13 protein-coding genes and 3 pseudogenes are annotated in these 18141 nt (G+C 50.7%); 7 read left to right on the top strand and 9 right to left on the bottom strand.

The window, feature by feature from the left end; all coding sequences use genetic code 11:
- Together HV037_RS11910 and HV037_RS11905 are read right to left on the bottom strand one after the other, a co-directional pair.
- The gene (locus HV037_RS11910; RefSeq protein WP_016156612.1) at positions 1–192 is read right to left on the bottom strand and encodes a YnbE family lipoprotein; all 192 of its coding nucleotides are present in this window, start codon (positions 190–192) and stop codon (positions 1–3) included.
- Positions 189–2828, bottom strand: a pseudogene (locus HV037_RS11905) (YdbH family protein). Before HV037_RS11905 ends, HV037_RS11910 begins: the two are co-directional and overlap by 4 nt.
- A gap of 690 nt (positions 2829–3518) precedes the next feature.
- On the opposite strand from HV037_RS11905, the gene HV037_RS11900 reads away from it, so the two are divergent.
- Positions 3519–4508 carry a 2-hydroxyacid dehydrogenase gene (locus HV037_RS11900; protein ID WP_003833196.1) on the top strand — a complete coding sequence of 330 codons (990 nt, stop codon included), beginning with the start codon at positions 3519–3521 and terminating at the stop codon, positions 4506–4508.
- Between the two features lie 112 nt (positions 4509–4620).
- A complete protein-coding gene (hslJ, locus tag HV037_RS11895; RefSeq protein ID WP_016156614.1) occupies positions 4621–5040 on the top strand; it encodes a heat shock protein HslJ in 420 nt (139 codons plus the stop codon).
- A gap of 13 nt (positions 5041–5053) precedes the next feature.
- Here the strand turns inward: hslJ and HV037_RS11890 are convergent, their stop codons facing one another.
- On the bottom strand, positions 5054–5320 hold the full coding sequence (locus HV037_RS11890; RefSeq protein WP_003020360.1) for a DUF333 domain-containing protein: 267 nt from the start codon (positions 5318–5320) through the stop codon (positions 5054–5056).
- 274 nt (positions 5321–5594) lie between these two features.
- Here HV037_RS11890 and nifJ point away from each other — a divergent pair, with 274 nt between their 5' ends.
- From nifJ to ttcA, 5 genes are all read left to right on the top strand, one after another.
- The gene (gene nifJ / locus HV037_RS11885) at positions 5595–9119 is read left to right on the top strand and encodes a pyruvate:ferredoxin (flavodoxin) oxidoreductase (protein ID WP_137379715.1); all 3525 of its coding nucleotides are present in this window, start codon (positions 5595–5597) and stop codon (positions 9117–9119) included.
- 368 nt (positions 9120–9487) lie between these two features.
- Complete coding sequence (gene ompC, locus HV037_RS11880) at positions 9488–10621, top strand: porin OmpC (protein WP_065554417.1); 1134 nt, start codon at positions 9488–9490, stop codon at positions 10619–10621.
- A 145-nt stretch (positions 10622–10766) separates the two neighbouring features.
- Entirely contained in the window at positions 10767–10979 is a 213-nt protein-coding gene (locus HV037_RS11875) for a KTSC domain-containing protein (protein WP_016153189.1), read from the top strand.
- A gap of 81 nt (positions 10980–11060) precedes the next feature.
- Positions 11061–11495 carry a universal stress protein UspF gene (gene uspF, locus HV037_RS11870; protein ID WP_016153190.1) on the top strand — a complete coding sequence of 145 codons (435 nt, stop codon included), beginning with the start codon at positions 11061–11063 and terminating at the stop codon, positions 11493–11495.
- A 198-nt stretch (positions 11496–11693) separates the two neighbouring features.
- A complete protein-coding gene (ttcA, locus tag HV037_RS11865) occupies positions 11694–12629 on the top strand; it encodes a tRNA 2-thiocytidine(32) synthetase TtcA (RefSeq protein WP_016156617.1) in 936 nt (311 codons plus the stop codon).
- Positions 12630–12678: 49 nt separating this feature from the next.
- Here the strand turns inward: ttcA and dbpA are convergent, their stop codons facing one another.
- From dbpA to HV037_RS11835, 6 genes and pseudogenes are all read right to left on the bottom strand, one after another.
- Positions 12679–14052 carry an ATP-dependent RNA helicase DbpA gene (gene dbpA / locus HV037_RS11860; protein WP_016156618.1) on the bottom strand — a complete coding sequence of 458 codons (1374 nt, stop codon included), beginning with the start codon at positions 14050–14052 and terminating at the stop codon, positions 12679–12681.
- A gap of 28 nt (positions 14053–14080) precedes the next feature.
- Positions 14081–14248: a hypothetical protein gene (locus HV037_RS11855; protein ID WP_016153197.1), complete on the bottom strand. Its 168-nt coding sequence runs from the start codon at positions 14246–14248 to the stop codon at positions 14081–14083.
- Positions 14249–14523: 275 nt separating this feature from the next.
- Complete coding sequence (zntB, locus tag HV037_RS11850) at positions 14524–15507, bottom strand: zinc transporter ZntB (RefSeq protein WP_016153198.1); 984 nt, start codon at positions 15505–15507, stop codon at positions 14524–14526.
- Positions 15508–15565: 58 nt separating this feature from the next.
- Positions 15566–16597 carry an IS630-like element ISEc33 family transposase gene (locus tag HV037_RS11845; RefSeq protein ID WP_032425611.1) on the bottom strand — a complete coding sequence of 344 codons (1032 nt, stop codon included), beginning with the start codon at positions 16595–16597 and terminating at the stop codon, positions 15566–15568.
- A gap of 221 nt (positions 16598–16818) precedes the next feature.
- Positions 16819–17160, bottom strand: a pseudogene (locus HV037_RS24760) (methyl-accepting chemotaxis protein); the annotation flags it as partial.
- Positions 17161–17266: 106 nt separating this feature from the next.
- A pseudogene (locus tag HV037_RS11835) lies at positions 17267–18040 on the bottom strand (methyl-accepting chemotaxis protein); the annotation flags it as partial.
- Positions 18041–18141 lie beyond the last annotated feature (101 nt).

Below are 18141 nucleotides of genomic sequence, written 5' to 3'. Positions count from 1 at the left end.
TCAGAACAAATCGCTGCGCGATTTTAATAAGCTCTCAACGTCTTTATCGACTTTGATATGGATCTCATGCTCGATTTTGACGTTCATATTAATAGTGATCGGCTCTTTAGGCGCAGCCACTTCGATTCTGGGTGTGCACCCGATCAGCAGAGATGAAGCCAGCAGACCCAGCATGGCAGCTATCGTTTTCATTGTTGTTCCTCACATTCCTTGCCTTCCGGGCAATGGGATTCCGGCAGCGCTGCATTTTGTTCAAGCCATGCCTGTAAATTGTCGCCAAAACGCAAACTACGCCATAGCGTAAAGACGTTTTCCTCATGGGTGTAATTCAAATTAACCGTCCCCACTTTGCCATCCACCCGGCTATTGCCAGTTACGGTTGCCTGCATGGTTAAGACACCGAGATTATCCAAATTTATTTTCGTCCAGGAATGGCTTATTTCCATATAACGCAGCCAGTTAATGGCTGCACCGGCTGCCATATTATCTTTGACGACGGCATCCGCCGTGTCTTTATCAATACGCAGCGTCATAGGCCCCGGGTTGGTCAGCCAGCCGTCTTTAATGATCCACTTTTCGTTATCCAGCCATAACGGCAACGCACCGCTGACCGGGCCAGACATGGCGAATTGCTTGGGATTAACCGCGCTGATAAGCTCGCTGGAAGAGATATTCTGCACCCGTAATAATGCCGGATCGTGCTGCGGCATCCGCAGTTGTTGCATGATGACTTTGCCCCCCAGCAGTTCGGCGCTGACATCGCTTAACAGTAACGGATTGTCTTCACTCCAGGGATACGCCCCCTGTAGATCGGCGGCGATATTTTTCACCGTCACCTGATTCACCACTTCCGCAATACGCAGTGAAATAGGTCCACGCGTACCCAGTTGCCATGCGCCTTCACTAAACCGGAAAGGCAACACAAAATCGACGCCATTAATTTGGTTATCGGGCATCCAGGCGCTACCGCCTTTTAATACCCCATGGCCGCCCGCTTCAAAGCCCTGTTCCGGGGCAGCGGAAAACGCAACCTGCGCATACAGTTCACCTTCACGTAGCTTCATTTTCCAGTCTGGTGGGATGAGCGGTTGGAATACGGTGAGCGATTGTTTTGGCCACCAGGCCTGTCCGCGCAGGCGGATCCCGTCCCAACGGCCATTTACCTGTACTGGACCTATCGCGCCCGCGTGAAGCTGGCCTTTAAACTGGAAAATCGTCGGGTCGGTGCCTTCCACGCTGAACTTCAAGGTTGACGGCGGTAACACGCTCCCCCCGGTAAAGGTGGTGTTCCCTGCGTCCAGCGACAGCGCGCCGCTAAAAGTCGGTTTGTTGGCATCCCGTACCCAGACGATCGGCTCGTCCATCACCAGGCGCGGGCTTTCCACCTTCATGGTGCCGTATTGCAGGTGGTCAAATCCGGTGGAGAGATCAAAAAGCTTCAGGGTGTTGTCATGCCATTCGCCCTTACCCGCCACGTCTCAACGCGCATGCATTGGCGTAAAGCTGCCTTTGCCCCAGTACCGCCACTGCCAGCGACCCGCGTCAGGGAGAAAATCATTTGCCAGACCATCCAGATGCAATTCAAAACCGCCCATCTGGTTTTCATGCGCGCGCAATATAGCCTGCAGACGGCCATCTACGCCGCGCTGCGTTACTTTTACGCCCGCCAGCGGCCAGCGAATTTCGTCAATATCCAGCGAGTCAATCACCCGTCCACGCGAACGCAGCAGCGCTCCTGGCTCGAAAGCCAGCTGCGGGTCGTTCAGGCTTCCGGTGAGTCTGGCGGGTAATTTGGCGTAGAAGATCAGGTCACCCTGTTTCGCCTCGCCTATCAACTGTAACGGCATATCACTACTATCCACACCCAGCTTACCCGGCCCCAGCGTTAATACGGCGTTTCCTTTACCTGCATCGCCTTGGGTCAGTATGTTCAGACGCCCGCTCACCACCGCATTTTCCAGCCCGGCCTGCCAGTTTTCAACTTTCATACCCAACCGCCCGCTGAGCGGGAATCCCTGATAAGGCCAGTTCCAGCGACCGTCGCTGATGGTTAATTGCTGGCGGGTTATTTCCCACGGAAGATCGAGCAACGGATCGGCATTGTCCCGCGCCATAACGATCAGTTGTCCGCTGTTTTCTTGCCACTCCAGTTCGGCGTCCACCAGTGAGGGCTCCTGCGGCAAGCTCAGAGTAGCAACCGCATGACCGCTCACCGGTAGTCCATCAGGAACCAGCGGCATGGTAAATTCACCAACCAGTTTTACCGGCGGTTGCCCTTCAAACGCGGCTATATCCAGCTCATTTACCGTGAGATTTTGCCCGTGCAGACGCCCCTGGAATTTCACTTTTTCACCCTGGTAGCGCAGTTGCTGGGTCGATGGCGTTAGCGAAAGAGACAGTTTTCCCTGCCACTCCTGCCAGGGGGAGAGAATAACTTTGTCGATGTTAATCCAGGTATTGGGCAGCATCGATTGCCATTCAGCCAGCGTTTTGGGCGCTGCCGGAGACGCTTCTGTCTGCGGTAATTTAGCCAGGCAAGCGGAATCCAGCTCAATTGTCCCGACATTAAGCAACCAGCGGCTGGGATGGGAAAGATCGGCCTGAGTAATGCGCGCTAGCGGGCAATCATCGACCAGATAGCGGAGTTCCGGGATATGCAGCCCATGCCGTGTCAGCCGTGGGCTCTCATCCAGCGCGATGCGCGTGCCAACAGGTAACCAGACGCCCACCAGCGTAGGAACCCACAGGCCAAGCGTCATGACCAACGTCAGCGGCACGAGAATCAATAATAAGAGAAGTGCCAGAGCGGCTTTATATTTACCCTTCATGGGTAGTTAATATCCTGATTTAGCGAAAATTTAAGCCGGTTTAGGCCAGTATTGTGGCATGTTTAACAGGATATGCCCACATTAAGAATAAATTCCCATGAAGTATATGCACTATTTATCAATCAACGAGAATCAATAAAACAATAATTAATTCAATAAGATAGCGCATTACTTTATATGGCACGCTGTTACACGTGCCGTCGGGAATATAAAGAACTCAGACTCAATGAGGCCTCAGTTCTCCATCGCTATGTTTAGGTCCTAAACGACCAGCTTCTATCAGAATTTCCTCAATGAGCTCTTCGAGGCACTCCCTACCATGATGATCGCAGACCAGATGTACCTGCCGGGAAATCTCCTCAGGTTTCATACCATCACATAATGCCGCCTTAAGCATTAAGGTGGCCCATCGCTTTGCTTCAGAGTGAGTTAACATGACCCCTCCCGATATTTGCTACCTGTATAAGCGTAGCTGTCTGGATGTGATTCGGCTGGCTTTTTACCTGCATCGATTACGGGTATTGAGTTGGACGGAAAAATATCCAGTTGTTGAAATTGAGTAACCTGCCCACACTAACAACAGATGCGCTGAAATTATTCATTACGCCTATGACTATCAATAACTTTTTAGATTTTGTAAAATAATTTGAATTGGATTAATGTGACGTCAAAATCACTGGAGAAAGTCTTATGAAACTCGCCATCTATAGTACAAAACAGTACGACAAGAAGTATCTGCAGCAGGTTAACGAGGCTTTTGGTTTTGAACTTGAATTCTTTGACTTTCTGCTGACGGAGAAAACAGCCAAAACAGCCCATGGCTGTGAAGCTGTCTGTATCTTCGTCAACGACGATGGCAGCCGCCCTGTTCTGGAAGAGCTGAAAAAGCATGGCGTGAAATATATTGCGCTGCGTTGTGCCGGCTTCAATAACGTCGATCTCGACGCGGCAAAAGAGCTCGGCCTGCAGGTCGTCCGTGTGCCAGCCTATTCACCGGAAGCCGTCGCTGAACATGCGATTGGCATGATGATGACGTTGAATCGCCGTATTCACCGCGCCTATCAGCGTACTCGTGATGCCAACTTCTCTCTTGAGGGGCTGACCGGCTTTACCATGTATGGCAAAACGGCTGGGGTGATCGGTACCGGTAAGATTGGGATTGCGGCACTGCGGATCCTGAAAGGTTTTGGGATGCGCCTGCTGGCGTTTGATCCCTACCCAAGCGCTGCCGCACTAGAGTTAGGCGTTGAATATGTCGATCTTAAAACGCTGTTCGCGGAGTCCGATGTCATCTCCCTGCACTGTCCGTTAACGCCGGAGAATTATCACCTGCTCAATCACGAAGCCTTTGAGCAAATGAAAAATGGCGTGATGGTTATTAACACCAGTCGCGGGGCATTGATCGATTCGCAAGCCGCTATCGATGCGCTGAAAAACCAGAAAATTGGTTCTCTGGGTATGGACGTGTATGAAAACGAACGCGACCTGTTCTTTGAAGATAAATCCAATGACGTGATTCAGGATGATGTGTTCCGCCGTCTGTCGGCCTGTCATAACGTGCTGTTCACCGGTCACCAGGCGTTCCTGACTGCCGAAGCATTGACCAGCATTTCTGAGACCACGCTGCAGAATCTGGCACAGATCTCCAAAGGCGAAACCTGTCCAAACGCCCTCTTCTAATCCCTGTGCTCCCCTGGATTCAGGGGGGCATTTTCAGATAATCACCGATGCTAAAATCTTCAGTATCATTATTATATTGAATGTATTCCCGTCACAAACGTAGAGAAATTGAATGAAAAAAGTTGTCACGTTGATTACGCTCAGCATGCTGATGGCTGGCTGTGTGAGCAATGGAAAAGTTTCCGTCAATCGCGAACAGTTGCAGCATCACCGCTTCGTTTTGCAGAGCGTGAATGGTAAAGCCGTCACCGTCGCTAATAACCCACCCGAATTGAGTTTTGGCGAAAACATGACGGTATCGGGAAAGATGTGTAATCAATTCCACGGTCAGGGCAAACTGTCCGACGGCGAGTTGAAGGTTAAAGATATGGCGATGACCCGCATGATGTGCGCCGATCCGCAGCTTAACGCGCTCGACGGGATCGTCAGCGACATGTTTAAGCAAGGCGCACAGGTCGATCTGACTGCTGACCAGTTAACACTGGCGACAGCAGAACAAACGCTGACGTATAAACTCGCGGATTTAATGTAGGAAACGCGGTGGCTTAATAGTTGCCACAGCTTCCGGCGGCAAGCGACTGCTCACTACAGCGTTTGCCGTTGGGTAACGCACACATTCCGATAGCTGAACCATCCAGCTGACGGGCAACGGAGAGCGAACCACCAATCATGGCGCAATTAGCTTCTCCAGAACTGGACATTGCGGCCTTCATCCCCGGTGCGACATGCGCGGCGGTTGCCTGCTGAACAGGTTCACTACTACAAGCCGATAATAATAACGCGGCACACCCTACCCAAAACGCTGCGCGCATCTTACTCCCCTCTGAATATTAACCAAACGACACAGCCATAAATAATAGGCAGCGGAAACACCGCCGTCGAGAGGCAATATGCGCATTTATGCGCACTGTTTACATTTTCTGGCAATTTTTTGGCTGCTCCTTTGATCAAACCATTCATTCTGTTTATTCGAGGGACACAAAAGCGAAAATCTGTCTTTAGCGCTTTTGCTAAACTAAAAGGATAACTACAGGATTCGCCGCTGTTACGCGTGTCCCTTTTTTTGCGCAATGTAAGGGTGTCAGTATGATCACAATTGACGGTAATGGTGCGGTTGCTTCGGTCGCATTTCGTACCAGCGAGGTTATCGCCATCTACCCGATTACGCCCAGTTCGACGATGGCTGAACAGGCGGATGCCTGGGCCGGGAACGGGCTTAAAAACGTGTGGGGGGATACCCCTCGTGTCGTAGAAATGCAGTCGGAAGGCGGTGCGATAGCGACCGTTCACGGCGCGTTGCAGACCGGTGCGCTCTCTACGTCGTTTACTTCATCGCAGGGCCTGTTGCTGATGATCCCGACGCTGTACAAACTGGCCGGTCAGTTGACTCCGTTTGTGCTGCACGTTGCGGCGCGTACGATTGCCACTCACGCATTATCCATCTTTGGCGATCATTCCGACGTGATGGCGGTGCGCCAGACGGGATGCGCAATGCTGTGCGCCAGCAGCGTTCAGGAAGCACAAGACTTTGCGCTAATTTCGCAAATGGCCACCCTGAAAAGCCGGGTCCCGTTTATTCATTTCTTTGATGGTTTCCGCACATCGCATGAAATCAATAAAATAGTGCCGCTGGCCGATGACACAATCCTCGGGCTGATGCCGCAGGCGGAAATCGATGCTCATCGCGCGCGCGCGCTCAACCCGGAGCATCCGGTTATTCGCGGTACGTCTGCGAACCCGGACACCTACTTCCAGTCACGCGAAGCAACAAACCCGTGGTACAACGCGGTTTACGATCACGTAGAACAGGCGATGAACGATTTCGCTGCTGCGACGGGCCGTCAGTACCAGCCATTTGAATACTACGGTCATCCGCAGGCAGAACGCGTCATTATTTTGATGGGCTCGGCGATTGGAACCAGTGAAGAAGTCGTCGAAGAGCTGCTGGCACGCGGCGAGAAAGTAGGCGTTCTGAAAGTGCGTCTGTTCCGCCCATTCTCTGCCAGACATTTACTGCGCGCCCTGCCGGAAACGGTACGGAGCATCGCCGTCCTGGATCGCACCAAAGAGCCCGGCGCGCAAGCTGAACCGTTGTATCTGGATGTAATGACCGCGCTGGCGGAAGCCTTTAACTGCGGCGAACGAGAAACGCTACCGCGCGTGATTGGCGGGCGTTATGGCCTTTCTTCCAAAGAGTTTGGCCCGGACTGCGTCATGGCGGTCTTTAATGAGCTGAGTAGCGCGAAGCCGAAATCTCGCTTTACGGTCGGTATCTATGATGATGTCACCAACCTGTCGCTACCGTTACCGGAAAACACTCTGCCCGGTACCGCGAAGCTCGAGGCACTGTTTTACGGGCTGGGCAGTGACGGTAGCGTGTCGGCCACCAAAAACAACATCAAGATTATCGGTAACTCTACGCCGTGGTATGCGCAGGGTTATTTCGTCTATGACTCGAAAAAAGCAGGCGGTCTGACGGTTTCTCACCTGCGCGTTAGTGAACAACCTATTCGCTCAGCGTATCTGGTGTCGCAAGCCGATTTTGTTGGTTGTCACCAGTTGCAATTTATCGATAAGTATCAGATGGCTGAGCGCCTGAAACCTGGCGGTATATTCCTGCTTAATACCCCGTACAGTGTGGATGAAGTCTGGACACGTCTGCCGCAGGAAGTTCAGGCTGTTCTGAATCAGAAGAAAGCGCGTTTCTACGTGATTAATGCGGCCAAAATTGCCCGCGAATGCGGTCTGGCTGCACGTATTAACACCGTTATGCAGATGGCGTTCTTCCATCTGACGCAAATCTTACCAGGCGACAGCGCTCTGGCTGAATTGCAGGGTGCGATTGCGAAAAGCTATAGCAGTAAAGGACAGGATCTGGTTGAACGTAACTGGCAGGCGCTGGCCCTGGCGCGTGAATCCGTCGCCGAAGTGGCGCTTCAGCCGGTTGACTCACATAGCGCTAATCGCCCACCGGTGGTTTCTGATGCCGCACCTGATTTCGTGAAAACCGTCACCGCGGCAATGCTCGCCGGTCTGGGCGATGCTCTCCCCGTTTCAGCGCTGCCGCCAGACGGCACCTGGCCGATGGGCACCACGCGTTGGGAAAAACGCAATATCGCCGAAGAGATCCCCATCTGGAAAGAAGAGCTGTGTACCCAGTGTAACCACTGCGTAGCCGCTTGCCCGCACTCGGCTATCCGCGCCAAAGTGGTTTCACCAGAAGCGATGGAAAATGCCCCTGCCAGCCTGCATTCTCTGGATGTGAAATCACGCGATATGCGCGGTCAGAAATATGTCCTGCAGGTTGCGCCAGAGGATTGCACCGGGTGTAATCTGTGCGTCGAAGTATGCCCGGCGAAAGATCGCCAGAACCCGGAGATCAAGGCCATCAATATGATGTCGCGCCTTGAGCACGTGGAAGAAGAAAAAGTTAACTATGACTACTTCCTCAATCTGCCGGAAATCGATCGCACTAAACTGGAACGCATTGATATTCGTACCTCGCAGTTGATAACACCGCTGTTTGAGTACTCTGGGGCCTGCTCTGGCTGTGGTGAAACGCCGTATATCAAATTGCTTACGCAGTTGTACGGCGACCGCATGCTGATCGCCAATGCGACCGGTTGTTCATCAATTTATGGCGGTAACCTGCCCTCAACGCCTTATACTACCGACGCCAATGGTCGCGGGCCTGCGTGGGCAAACTCCCTGTTTGAGGATAACGCCGAGTTTGGGCTGGGCTTCCGCCTGACGGTGGATCAGCACCGTGTACGCGTCATGCGTTTAGTGGAACAGTTTGCCGATAACATTCCGGCTGAACTGAATGACGCCCTGCACGCTGAAGCTACGCCAGAGGTGCGCCGTGAGCAAGTTGCAGCACTGCGCCAGCACCTGAAAGATGTCGACGGCGCACAGCAGTTGTTAACCGATGCCGATGCGCTGGTCGAGAAATCTATCTGGCTGATTGGCGGTGATGGCTGGGCTTACGATATTGGTTTTGGTGGCCTGGATCACGTCCTGAGCCTGACCGAGAACGTCAATATTCTGGTTCTGGATACCCAGTGTTACTCCAATACAGGCGGACAAGCGTCGAAAGCTACGCCGCTCGGGGCCGTCACTAAATTTGGTGAGCATGGCAAGCGCAAAGCTCGCAAAGATCTTGGCGTCAGTATGATGATGTACGGGCACGTGTATGTTGCACAAATCTCTCTGGGCGCGCAGTTGAACCAGACGGTGAAAGCTATCCAGGAAGCGGAGGCCTATCCAGGTCCGTCGCTGATTATCGCCTATAGCCCATGTGAAGAGCATGGTTACGATCTCGCACTAAGCCATGATCAGATGCGTCAGCTCACGGCAACCGGGTTCTGGCCGCTGTACCGCTTTGATCCACGTCGAGCAGATGAAGGTAAGCTGCCGCTGGCGCTGGACTCTCGCCCACCGTCAGACGCCCTGGCCGAAACATTGCTTAACGAGCAGCGCTTCCGTCGCCTGAATGCCCAACAGCCAGAAGTCGCAGAACAGCTCTGGAAAGACGCCGCAGCCGATCTGCAAAAACGCTACGACTTCCTTGCGCAGTTGGCTGGAAAAGCGGAAAAGAGCGGTACCGAGTAATGCGTTTATCTCAGTATTAACCTGGAACTCAAAAAAAAAAGCCCGAACGGTTGTTCGGGCTTGTCAATTTATTCGCTGGCTAATTAATAATAGCTATCAATACGTCAACGAAAAATAAAACGTGACAATAAAGGCATATAACACGCGCAGAATAGCCCAACACAATTCACTTGTATAATTTTTATTTCATATATTTACCACCAATACATTCACCATAATTATCATCATTTCCGTAGAATTATTTCTTTAAGGTTTTACTTAAGGCGTAACAATTCATATTTATCCCTTTACGGAACTTCTCCTTTAGCATGCTTTTACTCCCTACATGGGTAGTCACAGGTTAATAAAAAAACTAAAGGATTATTTCAATGAACAGAAAGGTACTGGCTCTCGTAATTCCTGCCCTGCTGGCTGCAGGCGCTGCTCACGCTGCTGAAGTTTATAATAAAGACGGCAACAAATTAGATCTCTATGGCAAAGTAGACGGCCTGCATTATTTCTCTGATGACGCTAACAGTGATGGCGATCAGACTTATATGCGTATGGGCTTCAAAGGCGAAACTCAGGTTAACGATATGATCACCGGTTATGGCCAGTGGGAATATCAGGTTCAAGCTAACGGCACCGAAGGTGATAAAGGCGACTCCTGGACTCGTCTGGCATTCGCAGGTATTAAAGTCGGCGACTACGGCTCATTCGACTACGGCCGTAACTACGGCGTAATGTACGACGTTGAAGGCTGGACTGATATGCTGCCGGAATTCGGTGGCGACTCTTACACCAAAGCAGACAACTTCATGACCGGTCGTGCGAACGGCGTGGCGACCTACCGTAATACCGACTTCTTTGGTCTGGTTGACGGTCTGAACGTGGCGTTGCAGTACCAGGGCGCGAACGAAAATCAGTCACCAGAGCAGGAAGGTACCAATAACGGTGGCGACGATCGTAACATGAAGAACTCCAACGGTGACGGCTTCGGTATCTCCTCGACCTACGATTTGGGTATGGGTGTAAGCTTCGGTGCAGCATACACTTCTTCTGACCGTACTAACGAGCAGGTTAACAATTCTACCGCGGGCGGTGATAAAGCTGACGCGTGGACAGTCGGTCTGAAATACGACGCGAACAACATCTACCTGGCAACCATGTACTCCGAAACCCGCAACATGACCCCTTATGGTGGCTCAAACGGTAGTGATAATACGATTGCCAACAAAACTCAGAACTTTGAAGTGACTGCGCAATACCAGTTCGACTTCGGTCTGCGTCCGGAAGTTTCTTTCCTGATGTCTAAAGGTAAGGATCTGGGTGTAAACGGATCTGATGGCGACCAGGATCTGGTGAAATATGCATCCGTTGGCGCTACTTACTACTTCAACAAAAACTTCTCCACCTATGTTGATTACAAAATCAACCTGCTGGATGAAGATAAAAACTTCTACAGCCAAAACGACATCTCTACCGATGACGTAGTAGCACTGGGTATGGTTTACCAGTTCTAATCCGTCAGCCCGCTGGCAACAGCGGGCTCTCTTTATGTTCTAACAATTCTGTTTTATCCAGATCAAAACATTATATCTGTTGCGCTAAAACACATCTTTGATAGATGATATCTTGCATTAAGACCTGTAGTAGAGGATACCTGCAATGAATCATCATCCTGTAAAATCATCCCGTATTGCATCCGTCGGCTATGACGAATCCTCCCGCACGCTAGAAATTCGCTTTCACCAGTTGTCTACTCTGCAATATCAGCATGTCCCTGCTCGTATTTTTCGTGATTTCCTGAGCGTCGTTTCTAAAGGTCGATTTTACGATGGAGTAATAAAAGGGAAGTTTCCTGAAATAAAAATAAAGTGATGCCAAAATGTGATCTTTGTCATTGTACATAAAGTGCCATTACGCGGTAAGCTTTGGGTGGATACTTAAACAGGAGGTTTTATGAACAGAACGATTCTTGTACCCATCGATATTTCAGACTCAGAATTAACTCAACGTGTTATTGCCCATGTTGAAGCAGAGGCAAAAATTGACGATGCACAGGTTCATTTTTTGACCGTAATTCCGTCACTGCCCTATTATGCTTCCCTGGGATTGGCCTACTCGGCAGAGTTACCGGCCATGGAAGATCTGAAAGCCGAAGCAAAATCTCAACTGGAAGAGATTATCAAGAAGTTCAATATCCCAACGGACAGAGTGCACGTTCATGTCACAGAAGGTGCGCCAAAAGATAAGATTCTGGAGATGGCCAAAAAATTACCGGCTGATATGGTCATTATTGCCTCACATCGACCTGACATCACTACCTACCTGCTGGGGTCTAACGCCGCAGCCGTGGTGCGTCATGCGGAGTGTTCGGTACTGGTAGTCCGCTAAGCTGTCTGGCCCGCACATCGCTGCGGGCTTTTTGTTTCTACCTCTTATACCCCACGATTCCTGTCCTAAATGTGCTGACATTTTTCCCGCTTATCCGTACCATACACGCCACAGTTTTTATATCAGACTTCTTTTGCCGGACTATCCGGCGTGATGCATACTCTTCTGATGCCACACTATGAATTGAGCCTCTATTAAATGTCGCAAAATCAAGATATTAGCAAGAAAGAACAATACAACCTGAACAAATTGCAAAAACGTCTGCGCCGTAACGTGGGCGAAGCCATTGCCGACTTCAATATGATCGAAGACGGCGATCGCATTATGGTGTGCCTTTCCGGGGGGAAAGACAGCTATACCATGCTGGAGATCTTGCGTAATTTGCAGCAAAGCGCCCCGATCAGTTTTTCCTTAGTTGCGGTTAACCTCGATCAGAAACAACCTGGCTTCCCGGAGCATATTCTGCCGGAATATCTGGAACAACTGGGCGTGGAGTATAAGATTGTCGAAGAAAACACCTACGGGATCGTCAAAGATAAAATCCCTGAAGGCAAAACGACCTGCTCGCTCTGTTCTCGCCTGCGTCGCGGCATTCTGTACCGCACGGCAACTGAGTTAGGCGCCACCAAGATTGCGCTCGGTCACCATCGCGACGACATCCTGCAAACGCTGTTTTTAAACATGTTCTACGGCGGGAAGATGAAAGGTATGCCGCCGAAGTTGATGAGCGATGACGGTAAACATATCGTTATCCGTCCGCTGGCTTACTGCCGTGAGAAAGATATCGAGCGTTTCTCCGAAGCGAAAGGTTTCCCGATTATTCCATGTAATCTGTGCGGCTCACAGCCTAACCTGCAGCGTCAGGTCATTGCCGATATGCTGCGCGACTGGGACAAACGCTATCCAGGGCGTATTGAAACCATGTTCAGCGCAATGCAGAACGTTGTACCTTCACATCTGAGCGATATCAATCTGTTCGATTTTAAAGGCATCAGGCACGGTTCAGAGGTTGTGGACGGCGGTGATTTAGCGTTCGATCGTGAAGAGATCCCGTTGCAGCCTGCGGGGTGGCAGCCAGAAGAAGATGATGCTCAACTGGATGAGCTGCGCCTGAACGTCGTGGAAGTGAAGTAAGTCGATAGTGCCGGATAAGCGGAGCGCCATCAGGCGCTCCGACGAGTGGTTATTTCAATAACCGAACCCGGCAAGTCTTGCCTTTTATCTTACCGTTTTGCAATTGCTTCCATGCCTTATGCGCTACAGTCTGGCGAACAGCGACATAGACATGCGCCGGATGAACGGCAATTTTGCCGATATCGGCGCCTTCCAGACCAATATCACCGGTCAGCGCACCGAGAACATCGCCGGGACGCATTTTAGCCTTTTTACCGCCATCAATGCATAACGTCGCCATCTCAGCTTCCAGCGGCAGGATTGGGCCGTTAGCTGGAGCTGGCAGCCAGTTCAGCTTCAGTTGCAGCATTTCAGAAAGAATATTGGCCCGCTGCGCTTCTTCCGGTGCACAGAAGCTAATCGCCAGACCACTGTTGCCGGCACGCGCGGTACGTCCGATACGATGGACGTGGACTTCCGGATCCCACGCCAGTTCGAAGTTAACCACCAGCTCAAGTGATTTAATATCCAGACCACGCGCGGCCACATCGGTAGCAACCAGAACGCGCGCGCTGCCGTTGGCAAAACGCACCAGCGTCTGATCGCGATCGCGCTGCTCAAGATCGCCATGCAGTGAGAGAGCGCTTTGCCCCGCCGCATTCAGTGCGTCACACACGGCCTGACAATCTTTTTTGGTATTACAAAAAACTACGCATGATGCAGGTTGATGCTGACTGAGCAATTTTTGCAGCAGCGCAATTTTGCCGTGGCTGGAAGTTTCGAAAAACTGCTGCTCAATCGCCGGCAGCGCGTCAACGGTATCAATTTCGATCGTTAATGGATTTTGTTGCACCCGGCCACTAATGGCGGCAATGGCTTCCGGCCAGGTCGCAGAAAACAGTAAGGTCTGACGCGAAGCCGGCGCAAAGCGAATGACATCATCAATCGCATCGCTAAAGCCCATATCCAGCATGCGATCGGCTTCATCCATCACCAGCGTATTCAGGGCATCCAGAGAAACAGTGCCTTTTTGCAGATGGTCGAGTAAACGCCCCGGCGTTGCGACAATAATATGTGGCGCATGCTGCAGGGAGTCACGCTGTGCGCCAAAGGGCTGCCCACCGCACAACGTTAAGATCTTGGTGTTAGGCAGAAAGCGCGCTAAGCGACGCAGCTCACCCGCCACCTGGTCAGCAAGCTCGCGCGTTGGGCACAGCACCAGGGACTGCGTCTGAAACAGCGCGACATCAACATGCTGTAATAATCCAAGACCAAAAGCCGCCGTTTTGCCACTGCCGGTTTTAGCCTGCACGCGAACATCTTTCCCCGCCAGAATTGCCGGTAACGCAGCAGCCTGAACAGGCGTCATTTCAAGATAACCCAGCTCGTTAAGATTCTCGAGTTGGGCAGCAGGTAAAACATTCAGGGTTGAAAAAGCGGTCACAATTTAATCTCGCGGTAAAAACTCACAATCAGCAGGCGCGTATCCTCGCAGATCTGCGCCCGCGATGCGACAATTTAATCGGCTCTTCATCCGGTGGGGGATCCGGCATTGGCTGCGGACGAGGTATGGGATCGGGAATGGGAACCGGGTCGGTCGGTAGCGAATCAGTGTGCGGCGTTGCAATCAGACAGTTCATATACCCCTCCAGTTATTCAGGTTGGCTCTTTTAGGGTAGACGCTGATTTCCTGCAGGCAAAAAAAAGCCGACTAATCTAAGTCGGCGTCGTACGAATCAATTGTGCTATGCAGTAATTCAAAAAAGGAAGTAAGACAATATGGAGCGCAACGCCCATCGCTTGACGTTGCATTCACCTGCGAGAGAGATATTGCCCCGAATAGGTAGATGGTTTATTGACTTCGCTCAAAAACCAGGACGTTTTCATGCGCAAAAGTCACTAAAAAACGTTGTTGTTACAACCATTTACTACGATGCAACCATAAAGTAACACCACCAATCAGGACCACTAACAGAATACAAAAAAGTGAGAAGCCAAACTGCCAGCCACCGCCAGGGATACCGCCGAGGTTAACGCCAAACAGCCCGGTTAAAAATGTGCTGGGAAGAAAAACCATTGCCATCAATGACATTGTATACGTTCGGCGAGCCAGAGACTCCTGCATAACCTGCGCAATTTCATCCGCCATAATACCGGTCCTGGCAATACAGGCATCTATTTCATCCAGCCCTCTCCCTAGCCTGTCAGCGATATCCTGCATCCGCCGCCGATGGTCGTCGGTCATCCAGGAAAAACGTTCGCTCGCCAGCCGGGAATAGACATCGCGTTGAGGCGCCATATAGCGGCGCATCACAATTAACTGCTTACGCAGCAATGCCAGGAAACCACGCGGCGGAATCTGCTGATCAAGCAGGTTATCTTCCAGATCGATAATCTTATCGTGCAGTTGTTCGATAAACTCACTGGCATGATCGGTTAGTGCATCGCAAACATCCACCAGCCAACTACCACAATCAGCCGCTCCCGTGCCTTCCTGGAGATCGCTGACCACATCATCCAGCGCCAATACTTTACGCTGACGCGTTGAGACAATCAGACGTTCATCCATATATAAGCGCATCGCAACCAGTTGGTCAGGTCGCTCGTCGGTGCTGCCGTTAATACAGCGCAGCGTAATCAACGTACCTTCCCCTACCCGGCTTACGCGTGGGCGCGTGCTTTCACCCGCCAGCGCATCACGCACGTTATTGGGAAGTAAAGGCGTTGTCGCCAGCCATTGCGCGCTTTCAGGATGGGTATAATTAAGATGCAGCCAGCAGGGGTGTTGACTGTCGATAACATCGTTATCTTCCAGTGGCTTCACCCCACCACGGCCATCCAACAGCCAGGCAAACACGGCATCCGGCACATTAACATCCGTTCCCTTAATGGCTTCCACAGCGCCTCCACAAACATTCAGCTTTTTTCGTTAGTCTAAATAGCTGCGCCTAATACCGCTACACTTTTGCCTGACCATGTTTTCCTCCGGGGAATGGGCTGGCGGTTTCCATAAAATGGCGGACCTTTTTCAGTAACTGCCACATTGAGCGGCACTGATGATTACGGGTTATCGTGTCATGAAGTGCCTGCCATAGCCGTTCCACATGATTCACCCACGGCGAGTAAACCGGCTGGTAAATTACCCTGAACTTGGGATTTGCTTTCAACCAGCGCTGTGTTTCGCGGCTTTTATGGATAATGTAGTTATCAACGATCAGCGTGATTGTTTTCGCCCGCCGGTAAGTGGCTTTCAGGTGCTTCAGCAGAGCGATAAACAGCGCTGAACTTTTGCTGTTGCCGCCCACGTAGCTGACTTTACCCGTGCCACTGTGCAGTGCGCCGGCCAGATAGTATTTTTCGTTCTGCCCCGGCGTCACTACCCGTTTCTGCTGTCCGCGCAACTGCCAGTCCGCACCGATTTTAGGATTAAGGTGGATATCCACTTCATCTTCATAAAATACCGGATGCTCTGCGCTGCATTCATCCAGCGCTTTGTGGATTACCGCCATCTTTTCATCTTTATGTGGGTCACGGATACGCAGAGTTGGCGCGGCCCTGCGCCATACAAGCCCCGCAGATGGCAACCAGCGGCGAACGGTTCCTGCATGTAACTGGCAACCGGTTATCTCATTGATTTTTAATGCCAGTAATTCGGTGCTCCAGCGTGAACGTTGATAACCAAAATCGCCGGGAGAATGCTTTATCAGCTCACGTAACAGGGTGCAGATATGTTCAAAAGGCCAGCGTCGGGAGCGCCCTGCGGGTAAGGATTTCAGGCCTTCAATACCTGAGTGCGTAAACCAGTTAATCCAGCGACCAACGGATGAACGAGCACAACAGAGAGTTCTGGCAACATCGCTGACCCGTTCACCCCGATGAAGCATCAGCATGGCCGTGAGTCTGCGGGCATGATTTTTATCGCGCGTTTTATGAATAGCTTTCTGCATCAGGCGTCGTTCGCCACGGGGTATTGGTGCTATGATCGGCATCGCTCAGTCCGGTTGGTGGTTTTGGTTGGTTTGGCGATTGATCAGATCGCACAATCCGGGCTGAGTTCCCTTTCAGTGATCTACTATTCCGCGCATCTATTTAGCTGTCAGAATATGTTAAGCAATATCTCATTGTCCCATTGTGCTGAAATGATTCATAAAAAGTATCTGATAATAAGAAAAGCGCCGACGAATGCGGCGCTGGTTACGAGATGCCCCTCTCAGGCCCGCTGGCGTCTCTCTGATTCAAGCGCATGACTTAAGCGAAATTTATGCGTTCGCGATTGAAGGTCAATCACCTGGTTTTTCAGGATACCTGAGGAGTCAGAAAGCTCATCAACCATAATGGCATTACTTTGGGTGACGTTCTCCAGTTCGGCCAGAGCATGGGTAATTCTGATTATTCCTTTCTCCTGCTCCTGCGTAGTGGTTAATATCTCGCCCATCAGTTGGTTTAATTGCCCGGCCCCCCCGACAATATCATGCATGTTTTTCTCAGCTTCACGCACAATAGCAGCGCCTTGCTGAACATTTTGATGGGTTTGGGCAATCAGTTGCTTAAGGAGGGTGCGAATAAGTACCCTCCGCAACGAAAATGAAACTTTTAGTCAATTAAATTCAATCACTTACATAGGCGTTTTTTGCGTTTGGTGACTTATTCGCACCTTCCTTAATATTCTTAGCTGCATCTGCACTGCGGTGTGCAAGCATTCTTACCTCACCGGCCACCACAGAAAAACCTTTGCCATGTTCACCGGCCCTTGCAGCTTCCACAGCAGCATTCAATGCCAGAATATTGGTCTGGAATGCAATACCATCTATCAGCGTAATAATTTCTGTCATTTGCTGTGCGCATTCGGTAATTGAACGCATATTTGTCGCAACCTGCACCATTAATTCGCCACCCTGACGTGCGCATTGCGTGGCAATTGTTGCCTGGGCGCTGGCTATTTGCGTGTTATCAGCATTATTCCGCGTATTAACCGCTATTTCATCCATGTTGGCAGCCGTCTGCATTAATGCTCCGGATTGCTGTTCTGTTTTCACTGAAAGCTCGGCGCTGCGTTCCGCCAGCTGTTCAGAAAGCGCCATCGCCGTTTGCGAGGATGTTCTGATCTCATTAACGAGTGCTGAAATATTACTTGATAAACTATTGATGCCAGGAATTAGTCTACCCGCACAGTTATTACCAAATTCGGGAATACTGATTGCCAGATTCCCGGATGTTACTTCTTCAATGCTTCTTTTAACCGTATTAATCGGCATGACCAGATATTTCGTCATGTACCACCACAAACATAATATAGAAATAATGCTTACCGCATTAGTGCCAATAATAATTTCTGGGGTAGCCGAAAAAATCATTTCAACAACATTGAGCACAACCGCCGTAATGAGCAGAAATAAAATAATAAAGGTTCTGACGCTAATATCATTTAACATTTTAACCCTGTGCACCAAGAAATAACGTGGATGTTATTTTTATAGCATCTGCAATACAGATTTCCATTGCTCTGTGACGAAAGCTGAACTTTCAATGAGAG

The organism is Citrobacter sp. RHBSTW-00017, from assembly GCF_013797615.1.
Classification (GTDB): Bacteria; Pseudomonadota; Gammaproteobacteria; order Enterobacterales; family Enterobacteriaceae; genus Citrobacter; species Citrobacter braakii.
The sequence above is the reverse complement of the archived record's forward strand: the minus strand, read 5'-3'. Positions and strand labels throughout refer to the sequence as shown.